Raw genomic sequence first — 16,391 nt, forward strand, 5'->3', positions numbered from 1 at the left:
TCCGGATGCCGGACCAAGTCGGAACGAACAGCGGAGAGGAGTGATGATCATGGTCAGGGTGGATCCCGAGACCAGGCGGATCTATCTGGCCTGCGCTCGCGGTCTGGTGGCCGGGCGCATCAGCCTGGATGATGCCGACGATGCCGGCTTGGACATTGAGTTGCCGGTCTTCAGCGTCGGCCAGGTCGGGCAGTTGGCCAACATCCATCCGCAGACCCTGCGCCAATATGACCGGTTGGGTCTGATCGTGCCGGAACGGACCGAGGGGGGTGCGCGGCGATACTCCCTGCGGGATCTGGACCGGTTGGGTCAGGCCCAGCATCTGAGCCAGGACGAGTCCATCAACCTGGCCGGGGTGACCAGGATTCTGGCCCTGGCCGAGGAGAATCGTCAACTGAGGCGCCAGCTGCGCCGCTCCCACCAGTCACAGGGGTCCAGCATGTTCGCCGCCGCTGCCGACGGCCGGGTTGTCGAGGTCAGGCGGTCCAGCAGAGCTCGGCTCTGGCGGCAGGACACGACGCATGACGAGGCCGATCCGACTGAGTCCAAATCGCTGATCGTCTGGAGCGTACGCTCCTGAGGCAGGTGAGTGGCCTGTGCTATGGTGTACAGGTTGGCCGCTCGCCCAAGCGTTGCGGCCGATCGTCGCCTGAATGCTTTGAGTACGGGGAAACCGCTTGCGCGAAATTCGTCATTCTCTGCTTTGCACGCGGCCTGCGAACTGTCGACCGACAGTACCGTTTCTTCCCTGTTGTGAAAGGTCATTGTGACTGATTCATCCATGTCCGATTCCGATTCTTCCAATTCCGATCATTCTGCCGTAGAACCTATGACTTTCGACCAGCTGGGGGTGCCTGAGCCCTTGGTTCGCGTCCTGCGCAAGGACGGCAAGACCAGTGCCTTCCCCATTCAACGGGACACCCTGCCTGATGCTCTGGCCGGCCGTGACATCCTGGGCCGGGGGCGGACTGGTTCCGGTAAGACCCTGGCCTTCAGCATTCCCCTGGTGGCTCGGCTGGCTGCCGACCAGGGAGGGCGGGCTCGCCATGGCCGCGGGAATGCCGCCGGATCAGGCAGTCTGCCCCGCCCGCGTGGTCTTGTTCTGGCTCCCACCCGCGAGCTGGCCAATCAGATCGACGAGGTTCTCAATCCCCTTGCCCAGGCCTACGGCATGCGGACCTGCACCGTCTACGGCGGCGTTGGCCAGGGTCGTCAGGTCGATGCCCTTCGTCGCGGGGCCATGATCGTGGTGGCATGCCCGGGTCGCTTGGAGGATCTGCTTCGCCAGCACAAGCTCAGCCTGGAGGATGTGGAGATCGCCGTGCTGGACGAGGCCGACGAGATGGCTGATATGGGCTTCCTGCCTGTTGTGGAGCGGATTCTGGCCCAGGTTCGCCCGGGCGGTCAGCGCATGCTCTTCTCAGCCACCCTGGATCACGGTGTGGATACCGTGGTCAAGCGTTTCCTCAAGGATCCCAAGATTCACGAGGTGGATTCCGCCACCCAGCATGTGGATCTGATGACCCACCACATCTTCCGCACCACCCAGGCTGCCAAGCATGATCTCGTGCGCAAGTTGGCCTCGGGCACAGGACGGCGGATTCTCTTCACTCGGACCAAGTTCCAGGCCAAGAAGCTGGCCAAAAACCTGATCGACAATGGCATCCCGGCCGCACAGCTGCACGGCAACCTTTCTCAGAACCAGCGTGATCGCAACCTGGGGGCTTTCTCCCGGGGCGAGGTGAAGGTCCTGGTAGCTACCGATGTGGCTGCCCGCGGTGTGGACATCAGCGATGTGGACCTTGTGGTTCAGGTGGATCCACCAGCCGATCCCAAGTCCTTCCTGCATCGGTCAGGGCGTACGGCCCGGGCCGGCCGTACCGGCGACGTGGTCACCCTGGTCCTGCCTGACCAGTGGCGCGACACCAGGCGGATGCTACGCATGGCCCATATCGATGCCAAACCGGTTCAGGTGACCGCCGATTCGCCCGAGGTTACCGAACTCGTAGGGCCCGTGGCCAAGCCGGTGCACGGCTGGTCCTTGCAAGCCGAGCAGCCGCAGGCCTCGGGGGGCCGTTCTGCCCGTGGAGGCCGTGGCAGCCGAAGCGGACATCGGAATCGTTCCCGGTCAGACAGGCATTTCGATCGCGACGGCCAGGCTAGGGCTGCGGGCCGGGATCGGGACCGTCGGCCTTACCGTTCCTGGCGGTCAGGTGACCGACCGGTATTCGATCGTGAGGATGGTCCCTTGGACGGCCGGACCAGAGGCCATCGTCATTCCGGCAGCAGCGAGCGGACCCATGGTCACGGCCATGGCCGTGGCAACGGCCGTGCTGGATCTCGTTTTGACGCAGACCGTCGCGGGTTCCGCCGCGGTCATCGTCATCATCGTCGCGATGACAACCCCTTCCGCTCTGCCTCCAAGCGTTGATCCACTGATGGGCGTGTTTTTAGTAATACGTCCATCGTGGTTGTCGGCTTCGATGAAGCCTCTCTGAGGTTTGACGAGGAATTGCAGTTCAATCTGACCCTGGCCGTGCGCCAGGGTTCTTGTTTTTAAAACTGCCTGATTGATCCTTGCAGAAGAGCGATTGCGATGTAGCGAAACAGCATAGAAAAGAAGAAAAAAGTATCTCGACACTGTGGAGCTGAGGGTAGTCGAAACCCCGACCTCTTCGATGCGAACGAAGCGCTCTACCAACTGAGCTACAGCCCCATTCGTTGCCCGACCGTAGCCGAACAACAGAAGCTTACTTTAGCGCGTGCCCTGGCCAAACGCAAAATATCTCAGGCCAAGTATCAGTCTGCCTTGGCGCTGGTTTCTTCGGCGGAAGCCTTCATGCGGCCGAACTTTGCCTTGAGCAGGCCAATGACCGTGGGCAGGACCGAGATGACCAGGATCAGGATGATGACCAGCTCGAAATGCTGCTGGACTGCGGGGATGCCGCCGAAGAAGTAGCCCAGGAGGGTGAAGAGACTTGACCATACCAAGCCGCCTAGCACACTGAAGGGGGTGAAGCGCCGCCACCGCATTCCGGAGATTCCCGAAATGAAAGGCATGAAGGTCCTGATGAAGGGGAGGAAGCGTCCCAGGACCACGGCCAGAGGGCCCCACTTGTCGATCAGGCCCTCGGTCTTGGCGATTCGTTCGGGGGTCAGTGACTTCACGCGCCCTGAACGGACGATGGCCCGGCCGAAGAAGTGCCCGATGAAGTAGTTGCTTTGATCGCCCAGGATGGGGGCCAGCCAGACGACGGGCAGGAGCACGTCCAGGGCCATACCGCTGGATGGGTCATGGGCGAAGACGCCGGCGGCGAAGAGCAGGGAGTCGCCCGGCAGAAAGGGCATGAAAACCACGCCTGTTTCGATGAAGATGATCAGGAAGATGAACCCGTAGGTCGGCACCAGCCCCATGGCGATCCAGCTCGCGATGGCGCTGCGCGGATCCTTGAGCAGGTGTATCAACCAGTTGACGAATCCCATGAATCGTGTTCCATTCCGTCGATGTGTGCTTTTCCGAAACCGAGACATACTTTAACAAGCTGGCCTTGGCACCCGGCACTCCCCGGTCTGATTCCTTGCGAGGACAACACAACCCATTGTTGCCGGACTTATCGGCAGTCGGCCACGGTCCTGTCGTCGGCCCACCTGTGCGAAGATAGGCGGGAAGGGTCACACAATTGAGGAGTGGACATATGGTCAATGACGAACGACTTGCCTTCCCTGAGGACTTTATCTGGGGCACGGCAACGGCATCCTTCCAGGTGGAGGGTGCGGCGCACGAGGATGGCAGGGAAGACTCCATCTGGGACGTTTACTGCAGGCAGCCAGGAAAAATAGCGGATGGATCCAATGGCGATGTCGCCTGTGACCAGTATCACCGCTACCCAGAGGACATTGCTCTGATGAAGCGGATGGGGGTGGGAGCCTACCGGCTGTCTGTGGCCTGGCCTCGTATTGTGCCCCAGGCAGGTGGCGCCATCAACCAGGCTGGCCTGGACCACTACCGGCGGGTGCTGGACATGCTGTTGGAAAATGACATCAAGCCTGTCGTCACCCTCTACCACTGGGATCTGCCCCAGTACCTGCAGGAGGCTGGAGGCTGGGCCAACCGCGACACCGCCCAACGATATGCCGACTATGCAGCCGTCCTGGCCAAGGCTCTGGGCGATCGGGTGCAGACCTGGACTACCCTGAACGAACCCTGGTGCTCGGCCTATCTGGGCTACGGCAATGGCGGCCATGCTCCAGGTATCTGCGACTACGGGCAGGCCCTGGCAGCGGTTCATCATCTGAATCTCGCGCATGGGCTGGGAGCCCAGGCCATCCGTGCTGAACTGGGTGACAGGGCTCACATATCGGTGACCCTGAACCTGCAGGTCAATCGGGCTGATAGCGACGATCCGGCGGATCTGGCGGCCAAGACCCGGGCTGACCTGTTCGCCAACGAGGTCTGGCTGGGCCCCATGCTTGCCGGCACCTATGATCAACGCATCCATGATGCCGCCGAGGGTCTCACTGACTGGAGCTTCGTCCGTGACGGTGATCTGGAACAGATCCATCAGCCCTTGGGCGTGCTGGGCATCAACTATTATTCAACCAACCACGTGCGGGGTCGAAGCGGCGCTGGTTCCGAGCGCAACCCAATGCCCGCCCAGGATATGGTCGAAACTCTGCCTCCCCAGGGACCGTTGACCGCCATGGGCTGGAACCAGGAGCCTCAGGGGCTGACCGACCTGCTTATGGAAGTCTCCGAGCGTTTTCCCAAGCTGGATCTTATGATCACCGAGAACGGGTCCGCCTGGGAGGACCAGGTTAGCTCGGATCCATCCTTCCCTGGAGACAAAGGGGTGCACGATCCCCAGCGGGTGGCCTATCTGGAGGAGCACCTGCGTGCTGTGGCCCGGGCCATCCATGAAGGGGCCCGGGTGACCGGTTACTTCGCCTGGTCCCTGCTGGACAACTTTGAGTGGGCCCTGGGCTACACCAAGCGTTTTGGGCTGATCAGGGTCGACTATGACACCCAGGAGAGGATCTGGAAGGATTCCGGTCTGCGGTACGCACAGATCATCCATGATCGTGCAGTCTGAGCAAGGCGGCATACAAAGGTTACTGCAAGGCGGTCGGGCATCCCTGTCCGGCTGCCTTCTTTGTCTTAGATCCAGCTGGACAGCCACATGTGCATGCGCCAGAAGTCATAGGGGATGGGCATGGCGGTCCACAGCGGGTAGAAGAAGACGGAGGTCAGGCCTAGCAGGGTCAGGCCCATGATCATGGTCTGCCGGTAGAGGATGCTGTCCGAATTCTGCCGTAGCCAGTTGACCACATAGCAGATTGCCAGGATCATCCAGGGCAGGATGACGATGGAATAGAAAGTGAAGGTGGTCCGGTTCATGTATTGGATCCAGGGCAACCAGCCGGCCAACATGCCTGCCAGCACTCCCCAGATTCGCCAATCTCCGTGCTTGACCACGACGGCGATGAAGATAGCCAGGATCATGCAGATGCTGCCCAACCACCAGGTCAGGGGATTGCCCAAGGATGTGACGGCGGCCACGCAAGGGGAGTCCTTGGCCAGTCCGCACAGGCCGGGGAAGCCTGTGATCTTCTGCCAGTAGAAGCTGGTGGGCCTGATCTGCAGGGGCCAGGTCAGGGGGTTGGCCATGTATGGGTGGCGGGTATGCAGGGTGGTGTGGAAGTGCCACATCTGCCGGTGGTATTCAGCCAGGGACCGCAGTCCCTCCGGCAGCCAGGTCAGGCCCTGGCCCGGGTGCTGGGCCGCCCAATTGTGCATGAAGGAATCGCTGTGCAGGAACCATCCCGTCCAGGAGGCCAGATAGGTGCCTGCCCAGACAGGGATCATAAGCAGGGCCGCCGGCAGTCCGTCCCTGAACACGGCGCTCTGCAACCAGGATCCGTATCCTGCCTGATGGCGCTCCCAGCCATCCCAGAGCACCGAAATCAGGGCGAAGACAGCGAAGAAGTAGGCGCCTGACCACTTGGTGCCGGTGGCCAGGCCCAGGAGCAGGGCGGCTCCTGTCCGCCACCAGGACCAGGCGATGAAGGGGCCGGTAGTGGCCACAGGCAGTTCAACGCGGCTGTTCTGTCCTTGCTGTCCCTGTGGCTGAATGATCTTCACCCGGTAGTGCAGGCGGAAATCAGCCTGATCCTTGGCCCAGGATTGTCGCAGCCTGGCTCGAGCCCAGTCCCGATGGCCCATCAGACACAGCCAGGCTCCCAGGACGAAGATCATGACGAAGTTGTCAAGCAGGCCGGTACGGCTCATAACGATGCCCAGACCATCGATAGCCATGAGAAAGCCGGCTGTCAGGGCGATGGGCAGGTTGTGGAAGAGGCGCAGGGCTACTCGGCAGAGCAGCAGGATGGCTATGGTGCCCGCCAGGGCAGTGGCCACCCGCCAGGCGAAGGGGTTCCCGGCTCCACCGAACAGTTTGAGACCCAAGGCGATGCACCACTTGCCCACCGGCGGATGAACCACATATTCGGCCTGGGGCAGCCAGTCGCTTGTATGCCCCTGGGCAAAGATCTGGTCAATGGGAAGGTCAAAGGGGCCGGCTTTTTTCGGCCAGTTGCGCGGCTCGCCGGTCATCAGCATAGTCCAGGCGTCTTTGACGTAATAGGTCTCGTCAAAGACGATGGCCCGAGGGCTGCCCAGCCGTACAAACCGCAGAAGCCCGCCCAGAAGCGCCATGAGTATGCAGGCCAGCCAGCTGCTCTGCCGTCGGGAGAACCGAGGTATCGAGATCCCTCGTTTAGTATGGTGACCTTTGGGCTTGCTGAAGATGGACAGCATGACAGGGCGACCGGACCGGTGGGCGGCGTGCCTGCCGTGTCTGGAGGAGCGATGCTGCGAAGAAAGCCCTGCCAAAGATGTCATCACCCCCTAGATTAGGCCATACTGAAGGCATGAGCAGCATGAATGGCCGGAGCGATGGACATATACAGGGTGGAGAAAGCCATGCAGGGTCGATTTCACCCGGTGTTTCACGTGGAACAGTGGTGCTGGCGGCCACGCCTATAGGCAATGTCGCCGATGCCTCGACACGCTTGGTGGAGCTCCTGCAGTCGGCGGATCTGGTGGCAGCAGAGGACACGCGGCGGCTCTATGATCTGGCCAATCGTTTGGGGGTGCGCGTAGGCGGCAGGGTTATGGCCTATCACGATCATAACGAGCGGCGAATGGCCGATCCCATCCTGGATCAGGTGCGTGACGGAGCCTGCGCGCTGGTGGTCTCAGATGCGGGCATGCCCACCATTAACGATCCGGGCATGGCCATTGTCAGGCGGGCCATTGAGCGAGGCATACCGGTCACCTGTGCCCCTGGCCCCAGCGCCGTGCTGGATGCCCTGGCCCTCTCCGGACTGCCGACCGACCGCTTCTGCTATGAGGGGTTTCTTCCCCGTCGACACCAGGAGCGGTTGCGGCATCTGCGCACCCTACGCAGCGAGGAGCGGACCATGGTCTTCTACGAGACGCCCCACCGCATTGATCAGGCTATGCAGGACCTTCAGGAGGTCTTCGGTCCCGACCGGCTCATGGCCCTCTGTCGGGAGCTGACCAAGGAGCATGAACAGATTCGGCGGGGCACAGTCGGTGAAATTGTGCGTTCCCTCCAGGAGGACCCTCCCCGGGGAGAGATGGTCCTGGTCGTGGCTGGTGCATCCGCCTTGGAGGCCAGGCGCAACGATCCTGAAGCCATGGATGATCGGAGGCTGGCGGTTCTGGCACGTGATCTGGCTCGCACCGAGGGCTTGCGGCTCAAGGAGGCCATCGCCAGGGTAACTGCCGAACACCCCCTGGCTGATGGCAGCCTGCCCAATCGCAAGCGGATCTATGCCTTGGCTGTTCAAGAGGATAAGGGGGACTGATGTCCATTGCCCTCATCCAGCAGTACCTCCAGTGCCCTGCGCACACCGGGCCCGCCCAACTGGGAGATGGTCTCCAGCAGTGCTGGTGAGGCGGCGGGATTGGCCACAAGCCATCGGCGCAGCTGAGGCTCTTCTCGGGCGATGGCCCAGAGGATGCTCGGGTCGGTCGCGGGGTCTGCGGCCATCAGTGCGGTGGGTACCAGGGGAGGCTCTGGTGGCGGGGCGCGCATCTCGGCCGTCGGTTGGATGCCATGGGGATCGTCTTGGCCCCAACCATCTTCTGCCAAGGATCGCGACCGGCTGCTGATGGCAGTCATGAGCCGGGACATGCGTTCAGTGGCGGAGGATCCACGATGGCCATGCGTACCTCGGCCACCCATCATTGGCAGACTCATAGGATCGCCTTGAGTCTTCTTATGGTCTCCAGCCCTTGAGCGTGGCCAGGCCAGCGGGGGTTGGAGGACAGAAGCGCCTCGCAGGATCCGCAGCTGACCTGGTATCGCTCCATGAGCTCATGCAGGACCGCCACGGTCTCTTCTCCGTTGCACCGGCCCGAGGGATCGCAGGCCAGATCGCAGGCCGTCCAGAGCGGTGAAGTCACCCAAAGTTTCCCCAGCTTCATCAGATAGCGGGCATCCAGCTGTCGCTGGTGGGGATGCAGAGGTCTGCCGTGAACCGGCGTGCGGAAGTGGGAGTTGGAGATGATGTCCAGAGTATCGGGGAAACGGCCGTTGATCCATATCCAGAGCGCCAGTCCGCCGCATGCTGCTGCGCCGTAAGGCACCATGGGCATGACGATGGAGGCGCGGCCGTAGAGGCCATCCGCCTGTTCGTTCAGGTAGCAGCAGGATCGGTCCAGACAGGTTACGATCCCCTCATTCACCAACAGACTGAGGCTGAGCGGGCCGGGCAGATCGCCGGTTTGGATCAGACTGGGCAGCGGTTTGGGTTCGGGGGTCAGGGCCCCAAGTTCGGTCGTAGGAGGACGGCCGCGGGTGCGCATCGGCGCTGCTCCGGCTGGTGGTCCGGGCCACTGTTGAGCGGCGTCGGCGTGCGGTGTTCGGCCTGGCGGCTTTGTTGTAGCTCTGAGGGTGCGGCTGGCGCCATGGATAGTAGTAGGCGTCCACGTCACTCCCCCGAGGACGTGTTCTCGATTCATGGTTCGACTGTAAATGGCTGGTTCCGGGTTTATCTGGGGGAAGGCCAAATTTGTGCACTTGTGGATAATCTGCTTGCTGGATGGCAGTCCTGTGGACGGGCGGGGGGATTGTAGGCCTGAGCCGATAATCTTGCTGGTATGAGTCATATCCTTGTTTCCGTCGCCTGGCCCTACGCGAATGGGCCCCGTCACATCGGCCACGTCGCTGGGTTCGGCGTTCCCTCGGACGTCTATGCACGCTACGAACGCATGAAGGGCAATGATGTCCTCATGGTTTCGGGGACTGATGAGCACGGCACCCCCATCCTGGTGGAGGCTGACGCCGAGGGTGTGGGCCCCCAGGAGATCGCCGACCGCTACAACCGGGTCATCGTCAAGGATCTGTGCGATCTGGGGCTCAGCTATGACCTCTTTACCAGGACCACGACCGGCAATCACGAGAAGGTGGTACAGGAACTCTTCCGCCAGTGCCGGGCCAACGGCTACATCTATGAGGGCCAGCAAAAGGTGGCCATATCACCCTCCACCGGACGGACTCTGCCCGATCGCTACATCGAGGGGACCTGCCCTATCTGTGGCGCCGATGGCGCTCGCGGCGACCAATGCGACAACTGCGGCAACGAGCTGGATCCGGACGAGCTGATCAACCCCGTATCCAAGATCAACGGGGAGACGCCCCGGTTTGAGGAGTCCAAGCACTTCTTCCTGGATCTGCCCGCCCTGGCCGAGGCCAACCTGGCCTGGCTGAAGACCCGCAAGGGCTGGCGCAGCAACGTGCTCAACTTCTCCCTGGGACTCTTCAAGGAGGTCAAGCCGCGGGCCATCACCCGTGACATTGACTGGGGCATTCCCGTGCCTGTGGACGGCTGGGTGGATGACCCCAACAAGAAGCTCTATGTTTGGTTCGACGCCGTCATCGGCTACCTGTCGGCATCCATCGAATGGGCCCGCCGTCAGGGCGACCCTGAGGCCTGGCGCAAATGGTGGAATGACCCCAAGGCCCTGGGCTACTACTTCATGGGCAAGGACAACATCACCTTCCACTCGCAGATCTGGCCCTCGGAGATTCTGGCATACAACGGCAAGGGGTCCAAGGGCGGACAGCCGGGACCTTACGGCGAGCTCAACCTGCCTGAGCAGGTGGTGGCCAGCGAGTTCATGACTATGGAGGGCAAGAAGTTCAGCTCCTCCAGGGGCATCGTCATCTACGTCAAGGACATCCTGGCACGCTACCCAGTCGATGCAGTCCGCTACTACATCTCCATCGCCGGACCGGAAACTTCGGACTCTGACTTCACCTGGGCGGAGTTCGTCCGGCACAACAACGAGGAGCTGGCCGCCTCCTGGGGCAACCTGGTCAACCGCGTGGCCAACCTGCTCAACAAGGACTTTGGCAGCATCCCCGCCGTCGAGCAATCCTGGCTGACCGAGGAGGATACTGCCCTGCTGGATCGCAGCCTTCAGGCCTTCGATACTGTGGGATCCTTGATTGAGAATCACCGTCAGAAGGCCGCCCTGGTCGAGGCCATGGCCTTTGTGGGCGATATCAACAAGTACATCTCCGCCCAGGAGCCTTGGAAAATTAAGGACGACCGAAATCGTCTGGCTGCCGTTCTGCATACTGCCGCCCAGGCAGTGCTGGATGCCAACACCATGCTGGCCCCCTTCCTGCCCCATGCTTCTCAGCGGGTTTGGGAGACCATGGGCGGCAAGGGCACCTTCTCACCCCTGCCTCGTATCGAGGAGGTTGACGACCTGGATCGGTCCGACTTCCACTATCCCATCATCACCGGCGACTACCGGCTGGGGGAGACGGTCCATCCTTGGGCGCGCGAGCCTCTCAGGGACGGCACCCCAATCGATCGGCCCACACCTATATTCCCGCGTATTCCCAAGGAAGCCGTGCAGGAGGAGCTGGATCGTTTCCAGGAGCAACTGGATCGCCGCAAGGCCAAAGAGCGCGCCAGATTCGAGGCGGAACAGGCCAAGCTGGGTGACCAGGGCAAGTGACGGTCGACGCGCCCGGGACGGTATTCGTGATTCACAGAGAACTTTGAGGTTTTCGGGCACTTCCTCCAAGGTAGTGCTGGTTATATTTGTTCTGTCGGTTGAAGTACTGGCCGATGGGGGTCATGCGGCCCCGATAACTGAACCCCTTCTTCTCTCTCTTCTCGCCCGGCGGTTCTTCGAACCGCCGGGTTCTTTCGTCATGGAAGACCCATAGGATGAGTAACCATGAAGGTTGCCCAATTCGCCTGTGTGCTCTTCGATCTGGACGGGGTGCTGGTGCCCACGACCATCCTGCACAAGGCCGCCTGGAAGGCGTTGTTCGATCAGGTCCTGCCCGGAGACGTCCCGGCCTATACGGAGCAGGATTACTACGCCTATGTGGATGGCCGGCCCCGCTATGACGGCGTGGACGCCCTGCTGCGTAGCAGGGGCATCGAGCTGGACTGGGGCAGCCCCGATGATGATCCGAAACTGGACACCATTTGCGGATACGGCAATCGCAAGAACCTGACCTTTGAGCGGATGCTGAAGCAGAAGGGCATCGATCCCTACCCGGACACCGTGGATCTGCTTCGGCACCTGCGCTCCGATAAGAAGCGTCTGGCTGTGGTGTCCAGCTCGCGCAACACGGCCCAGGTCCTCCAGGCCGCTGGAATCGCCGGATACTTCGACACAGTGGTGGACGGCAACCTCAAGGACGAGATGGGTCTTCAGGGCAAGCCGGCCCCGGACACCTACGCCTATGCGGCCAAGGTTCTCGGACTGCATCATGAGGATGCCGTTGTGGTCGAGGATGCTCTCTCCGGCGTAGCCGCCGGCCATGCCGGCAGGTTCGGCCTGGTTGTGGGCGTGAACAGGGGCGCCGGCCGTGAGCAGCTGTTCAAGGCCGGCGCGGACTTGGTGGTGGACCAGCTGATCGAGCTGATCGACGACGATGCGGGCGAGCGTGCGCAGGGGAAGGACCCCAGTCTGGATGAGGGCCGCTTCCCCGTGGAAGACTGGGGTCTCAGCGAGGTCGGGCGGCCTGGAGACATCAGCGCCACGGTCTTTTCCGTCACCAACGGCTCCGTCGGCGTCAGGGGCGAAGGCGGCGGGGAACGCTGCTTGGGCAACGGCACCTTCCTGAGTGGCTTCCATGACACCTTCCGGATTGCCCATCCCGAAAGCGCTTACGGGTATGCCAAGGTAGGACAGTTGATCCAAGGAGTGCCCGATGCTTCGGACTTCACCCTCAAGGTGGAGGGGCTGCCCCTGGGCCGGCCTGAGAAGACCACTCAGCGTCTGGACTTCCGAACCGGGATCGCGACTACCACCAATTTGTACGATCTGGACCATGGCATCCATCTGAAGACCGTGCTTACACGCATGGTCTGTCTGTATGACCGCAACCTGAGCGTCTGCACGTTGACTGTAGAGTCGCCCGACCGTGACATGGCTGTGGTGGTTGAGGGGCCGGTCAATGCTGACAACCCCCGCCATGTCAACTCCAGCGACCCCCGCAAGTCGACCTTTGTGGACGGTTGCGGAATCCACGAGGTGCTGGACAATGCGGTCTATGGTGAGCTGAGTGCGGATTGCAGGGTATTTCGTTGCAACAATTCACGGCTCAGCCTGGCTCTGGGCGTCCGGCAGTTCAGGGACGGCCGGCCCGTTGAAGGCTCCGGCTGGCGCATGGACGTGCCCAAGGGCGGTTCCACCCGCCTGGTCCGTTACGCCGTCTACCGCAGCCATCCCATCCTTCCGGCCGGCACCAGCGGCAACGGCCTGGTCGTGCAGACCCGGGGGGAGGGGACCAGGCGTCTGGTCGAGGACTGCCGCGATCGGCTGGAGGAGGTCAGCGCCCTCTCTCTGGAAGAGCTGGAGCAGCGTCAGAGGGCATGGCTGGACCGGTTCTGGGAGCGTCAGGATATCCGCATCCAGGCCGACGATGGTGGCCGTACCCAGCAGATGGTGCGCTGGGAACTCTTCCAGCTGGCCCAGTCCACGGCCCAGATCGAGAACGGCGTGGGCGCCAAGGGCCTGAGCGGATCCGGCTACAGCGGCCACTACTTCTGGGATACCGAGATCTACATTCTCCCCTTCCTGATTTATTCGGCGCCTGCTCGAGCAAGAGCCGTCCTCCACTACCGCTACCTGATGCTGCCGGCGGCCAGGCGCAGGGCCTGCGCGCTCAACCTGAACGGCGCCCTCTTCCCATGGCGGACCATCGACGGCGAGGAGGCCTCCGCCTACTTCCCCACCGGCACGGCCCAATACCACATCGATGCCGACATCGCCTACGCGGCGGCCCAATATGTGCAGGTCACCGGCGATGAAGACTTCCTGCAGGCTGAGGGCGTAGACATCCTGGTGGAGACGGCCCGTCTTTGGATGAGCCTGGGGCGCTATAAGGAGGACGGCCGCTTCCACATCCACTGCGTGACCGGCCCGGACGAGTACACGGTCCTGGTCGACGACAACCTCTACACCAACCAGATGGCTCGGTTCAATCTCTTAGCCGCTTACAAGGCCTACCAGCACCTGCGCGAGAAGCACCCGGATCTGATCGGCGGCATACGCGAAAGGCTGCACTTCGACGACGATGAGGCCGCCAAATGGTCTCATGCGGCTGAAGCCATGTTCGCCCCCTTCGACGATCAGGAGGGGGTCCATGCCCAGGATGCCCAGTTCATGCAACGCCCTCGCTGGCACTTCGACCAGTTCACGGCCAGGCCCCTGCTGCTGCACTACCATCCGTTAGTCATTTACCGGCACAAGGTGCTCAAGCAGACCGACGTGGTTATGGCCCTCTACCTGCTCAGCTCCTGGTTCACTCCGGAGCAGAAGCTGGCTGACTTCGACTACTACGATCCGCTGACCACCGGGGATTCGACCCTGTCTGCAGCCTCCCAGTCCATCCTCGCCGCCGAGGTGGGGCATGACAAGCTGGCCATGCAGTACTTCCGTCGGTCCTTGTTCACGGACGTGGACGACCTGCACGCCAACACGACTGACGGCATTCACTTGGCCGCCTGCGGAGGCGTCTGGTCCAGCCTGGTCTGCGGCTTCGGCGGCCTACGGGACACCGGCGGGACCATGCTGAGCATTGACCCCCGCCTGCCCTCATCCTGGCGCTCGCTGACCTACGAGTTGGAGGTGCGAGGCACCAGGTTCCAGGTTGCCGTAACAACAGGCGGTGTCGATCTGAAGCGCTTGTCAGGACCTGAGCTGGACCTTCTGGTCCAGGGGCATCCTCGCCACATATGATCTCCGGACTCTGGGCCTAGACACGCCGAGATCCGGGGTTGCATCTGGTGCAGGCTCCAATAAAATAGGCCACGCTTAGACGAATCCAGGGCGGACGCGCGCGGCCTTGCAGAGGCGAAGAACACAGCCGGGCGTCATCATTGGTCAGTCACACTCCCGGACGGTCACGGCAATGAGAAGAGACCAGATCAGAGAAGTTCAACAGGGAACGTGAGGGTGTCCTCCAATGTACGTCGATTCTGCGAAGAATCAGCACAGCAGCAACCTTCGATGGATCCTACCCTACTGCAGACCGGACGCCGGTAGAATCGCCGCCGCTCTCCTGCTCTTTGCGGCGGACAAGGTCCTGGTCATGCTTATGCCTATTTTGGCGGGCATGATTGTGGACCAGGTGATTGGTCAGGGGCATGAGGATCGGTTGCCCAAGCTTTGTTTCGCCATGATAGCCGTCACCTTTGGGCGTAGCTTCTGCCGCTATGGCTATCAGATGTTCATGGAGCGTTTCGGCCAGAACACCATTTATCGGCTGGTCAGTGACGAATACGAGAAGCTCCACGACATGGACTTCACCTACTTCAACCACACCCGCAACGGCGACATCATGAGCCGGATGACCTCGGACACCGATGCTATCCGCCACTTCGTCTCCTGGGTCTCATACAACATTCTGGATGCCATCTGCCTCTTCATCGGGTCTCTGGCCGTCATGTTCACCATCGAATGGCGGCTGGCCCTGGCCCTGCTGGCCGTGACTCCATTCCTCTTCTGCTTCACCTGGCAGCTTTCCAAGCACGCCCACCCGCTCTTCTATGCCATCCGCAACTCGCTGGCATCCCTCAACTCCATGGTCGAGGAGAACATCGAGGGCAACCGGGTGGTCAAGGCCTTCGTCCGCGAGCCCTATGAGACCGAGAAGTTCGATCAGCATAACGATGACTACATGCAGCGCAACATGGACTCCGCCCGCAACAGCCGCACCTACATGCCCTGGCTGGACGGCTGCTCCTACATGCTCCAGCTGATCACCCTGATCCTGGGCGGCTGGCTGGTCATCCGCCAGCAGATGACCCTGGGCGCCCTGGTCTCTTTCAACAGCTTCCTGTGGATGATCGACGGCCCGGTGCGCCAATCCGGCTGGCTGATCAACGATGTGGAGCGCTTCAACGCCTCCTGCGTCAAAATCCGTCGGCTGCTGACGGCCGAGCCCAGGATCGTCGAGCGCAAGAACGCCCAGGCCGGCGTGGTCCAGGCGGCCACAGTCCGCGCCAAGGTCAACGGCGAGCAGGCCGGCGACCCGGTCAGAATCCGTGGGGACATCCGCTTCGACCACGTCAGCTTCGCCTTCCCTGACGACCCGGAGACCCCCATCCTCAAGGACATCAACTTCCATGCGGCGGCTGGCACCCGGCTGGGCATACTGGGGGAGACCGGCTCGGGCAAGTCCACCCTGGTCAGCCTGGTGGCCCGCTTCTACGACCCCACCGTGGGACATGTGCTCATCGACGGGATCGATGCCAGGCAGTGGCCCCTGGACCTGCTGCGGCGGCAGGTCAACATCGTGGCCCAGGACACCTTCCTCTTCTCGGACACCATCGGCGACAACATCGCCTTCGGAGCCCAACGCGACGACGAGCAGTACGTCAGGACCATGGCCTCCATGGCCGGCGCCGACTCCTTCATCAACCGGATGCCCGAGGGCTATGACACCGTGGTGGGCGAGCGCGGGGTTGGCCTGTCGGGCGGCCAGAAGCAGCGGCTCAGCCTGGCCCGGGCCTTGGCTGACGACCCGGCCATCCTGATCATGGACGACACCACATCGGCCGTCGACATGGAGACCGAGGCCACCATCCAGCGGCATCTGCAGGAGATGGAGGGCACCAGGACCATGGTCACCATCGCCCACAGGATCTCCTCCATCAAGGATTCCGACCTGATTCTGGTCCTGGACCACGGCAGGATTGTGGAACGCGGGTCCCATGAAGAGCTGGTCCACGCCCACGGCCGCTACTACCGGATCTACCGCAAGCAGCTGGGGCTGCAATCCGGACAGTCGGCAGGGTTCTGACGCATCAGCAGGCATGGCAAG

At 62.0% G+C, this 16,391-nt stretch carries 10 protein-coding genes, 1 tRNA gene and 1 pseudogene; 7 read left to right on the forward strand and 5 right to left on the reverse strand.

Going from position 1 to position 16,391, the window contains the following annotated elements:
- Positions 1-49 precede the first annotated feature (49 nt).
- Positions 50-580, forward strand: a complete 531-nt coding sequence (locus J3U06_RS06200) for a heat shock protein transcriptional repressor HspR (RefSeq protein ID WP_267444738.1) — start codon at positions 50-52, stop codon at positions 578-580.
- A 201-nt stretch (positions 581-781) separates the two neighbouring features.
- Positions 782-2,158, forward strand: a pseudogene (locus tag J3U06_RS06205) (DEAD/DEAH box helicase); the annotation flags it as partial.
- Positions 2,159-2,643: 485 nt separating this feature from the next.
- Here the strand turns inward: J3U06_RS06205 and J3U06_RS06210 are convergent.
- A tRNA-Ala gene (locus J3U06_RS06210) sits at positions 2,644-2,716 on the reverse strand.
- Positions 2,717-2,799: 83 nt separating this feature from the next.
- Positions 2,800-3,483, reverse strand: coding sequence for a VTT domain-containing protein (locus J3U06_RS06215; RefSeq protein ID WP_267444644.1), 684 nt, complete (start codon positions 3,481-3,483; stop codon positions 2,800-2,802).
- A gap of 212 nt (positions 3,484-3,695) precedes the next feature.
- On the opposite strand from J3U06_RS06215, the gene J3U06_RS06220 reads away from it, so the two are divergent.
- The gene (locus J3U06_RS06220; protein WP_267400342.1) at positions 3,696-5,090 is read left to right on the forward strand and encodes a GH1 family beta-glucosidase; all 1,395 of its coding nucleotides are present in this window, start codon (positions 3,696-3,698) and stop codon (positions 5,088-5,090) included.
- Positions 5,091-5,155: 65 nt separating this feature from the next.
- Here J3U06_RS06220 and J3U06_RS06225 read toward each other — a convergent pair whose 3' ends face one another.
- A complete protein-coding gene (locus J3U06_RS06225; RefSeq protein ID WP_267444740.1) occupies positions 5,156-6,712 on the reverse strand; it encodes a dolichyl-phosphate-mannose--protein mannosyltransferase in 1,557 nt (518 codons plus the stop codon).
- Between the two features lie 224 nt (positions 6,713-6,936).
- Here J3U06_RS06225 and rsmI point away from each other — a divergent pair, with 224 nt between their 5' ends.
- Positions 6,937-7,890 (forward strand): 16S rRNA (cytidine(1402)-2'-O)-methyltransferase, encoded by a 954-nt coding sequence (gene rsmI / locus J3U06_RS06230; RefSeq protein ID WP_229133472.1) that lies wholly within the window; start codon positions 6,937-6,939, stop codon positions 7,888-7,890.
- Here rsmI and J3U06_RS06235 read toward each other — a convergent pair.
- Both J3U06_RS06235 and J3U06_RS06240 read right to left on the reverse strand, forming a co-directional pair.
- Positions 7,869-8,285 (reverse strand): hypothetical protein, encoded by a 417-nt coding sequence (locus tag J3U06_RS06235; RefSeq protein ID WP_267444645.1) that lies wholly within the window; start codon positions 8,283-8,285, stop codon positions 7,869-7,871. The genes rsmI and J3U06_RS06235 overlap by 22 nt on opposite strands.
- A complete protein-coding gene (locus J3U06_RS06240) occupies positions 8,282-8,893 on the reverse strand; it encodes a hypothetical protein (protein WP_267400351.1) in 612 nt (203 codons plus the stop codon). The genes J3U06_RS06235 and J3U06_RS06240 overlap by 4 nt, the downstream gene beginning before the upstream one ends.
- Before the next feature lie 294 nt (positions 8,894-9,187).
- Between J3U06_RS06240 and metG the strand changes: the two genes are divergently transcribed.
- The 3 genes from metG to J3U06_RS06255 all read left to right on the forward strand — a co-directional run bounded on the left by metG (position 9,188) and on the right by J3U06_RS06255 (position 16,370).
- A complete protein-coding gene (metG, locus tag J3U06_RS06245; RefSeq protein WP_267430844.1) occupies positions 9,188-11,059 on the forward strand; it encodes a methionine--tRNA ligase in 1,872 nt (623 codons plus the stop codon).
- Positions 11,060-11,284: 225 nt separating this feature from the next.
- Positions 11,285-14,305, forward strand: a complete 3,021-nt coding sequence (locus J3U06_RS06250; RefSeq protein WP_267444646.1) for an HAD-IA family hydrolase — start codon at positions 11,285-11,287, stop codon at positions 14,303-14,305.
- Between the two features lie 226 nt (positions 14,306-14,531).
- Positions 14,532-16,370: an ABC transporter ATP-binding protein gene (locus J3U06_RS06255; RefSeq protein ID WP_267400360.1), complete on the forward strand. Its 1,839-nt coding sequence runs from the start codon at positions 14,532-14,534 to the stop codon at positions 16,368-16,370.
- The last annotated feature ends 21 nt before the right edge of the window (positions 16,371-16,391 follow it).

The organism is Bifidobacterium sp. B4142 (genome assembly GCF_026537325.1).
Taxonomy (GTDB): Bacteria; Actinomycetota; Actinomycetes; order Actinomycetales; family Bifidobacteriaceae; genus Bombiscardovia.

What these genes read in the sequence shown, in the direction of transcription:
- rsmI (WP_229133472.1), top strand. Translation starts at nt 6,937, where the DNA reads ATGAATGGCCGGAGCGATGGACATATACAGGGTGGAGAAAGCCATGCA.
- J3U06_RS06225 (WP_267444740.1), bottom strand. Translation starts at nt 6,712, where the DNA reads ATGGCGCTTCTGGGCGGGCTTCTGCGGTTTGTACGGCTGGGCAGCCCT.
- metG (WP_267430844.1), top strand. Translation starts at nt 9,188, where the DNA reads ATGAGTCATATCCTTGTTTCCGTCGCCTGGCCCTACGCGAATGGGCCC.
- J3U06_RS06255 (WP_267400360.1), top strand. Translation starts at nt 14,532, where the DNA reads ATGTACGTCGATTCTGCGAAGAATCAGCACAGCAGCAACCTTCGATGG.
- J3U06_RS06215 (WP_267444644.1), bottom strand. Translation starts at nt 3,483, where the DNA reads ATGGGATTCGTCAACTGGTTGATACACCTGCTCAAGGATCCGCGCAGC.
- J3U06_RS06240 (WP_267400351.1), bottom strand. Translation starts at nt 8,893, where the DNA reads ATGCGCACCCGCGGCCGTCCTCCTACGACCGAACTTGGGGCCCTGACC.
- J3U06_RS06220 (WP_267400342.1), top strand. Translation starts at nt 3,696, where the DNA reads ATGGTCAATGACGAACGACTTGCCTTCCCTGAGGACTTTATCTGGGGC.
- J3U06_RS06200 (WP_267444738.1), top strand. Translation starts at nt 50, where the DNA reads ATGGTCAGGGTGGATCCCGAGACCAGGCGGATCTATCTGGCCTGCGCT.
- J3U06_RS06250 (WP_267444646.1), top strand. Translation starts at nt 11,285, where the DNA reads ATGAAGGTTGCCCAATTCGCCTGTGTGCTCTTCGATCTGGACGGGGTG.
- J3U06_RS06235 (WP_267444645.1), bottom strand. Translation starts at nt 8,285, where the DNA reads ATGAGTCTGCCAATGATGGGTGGCCGAGGTACGCATGGCCATCGTGGA.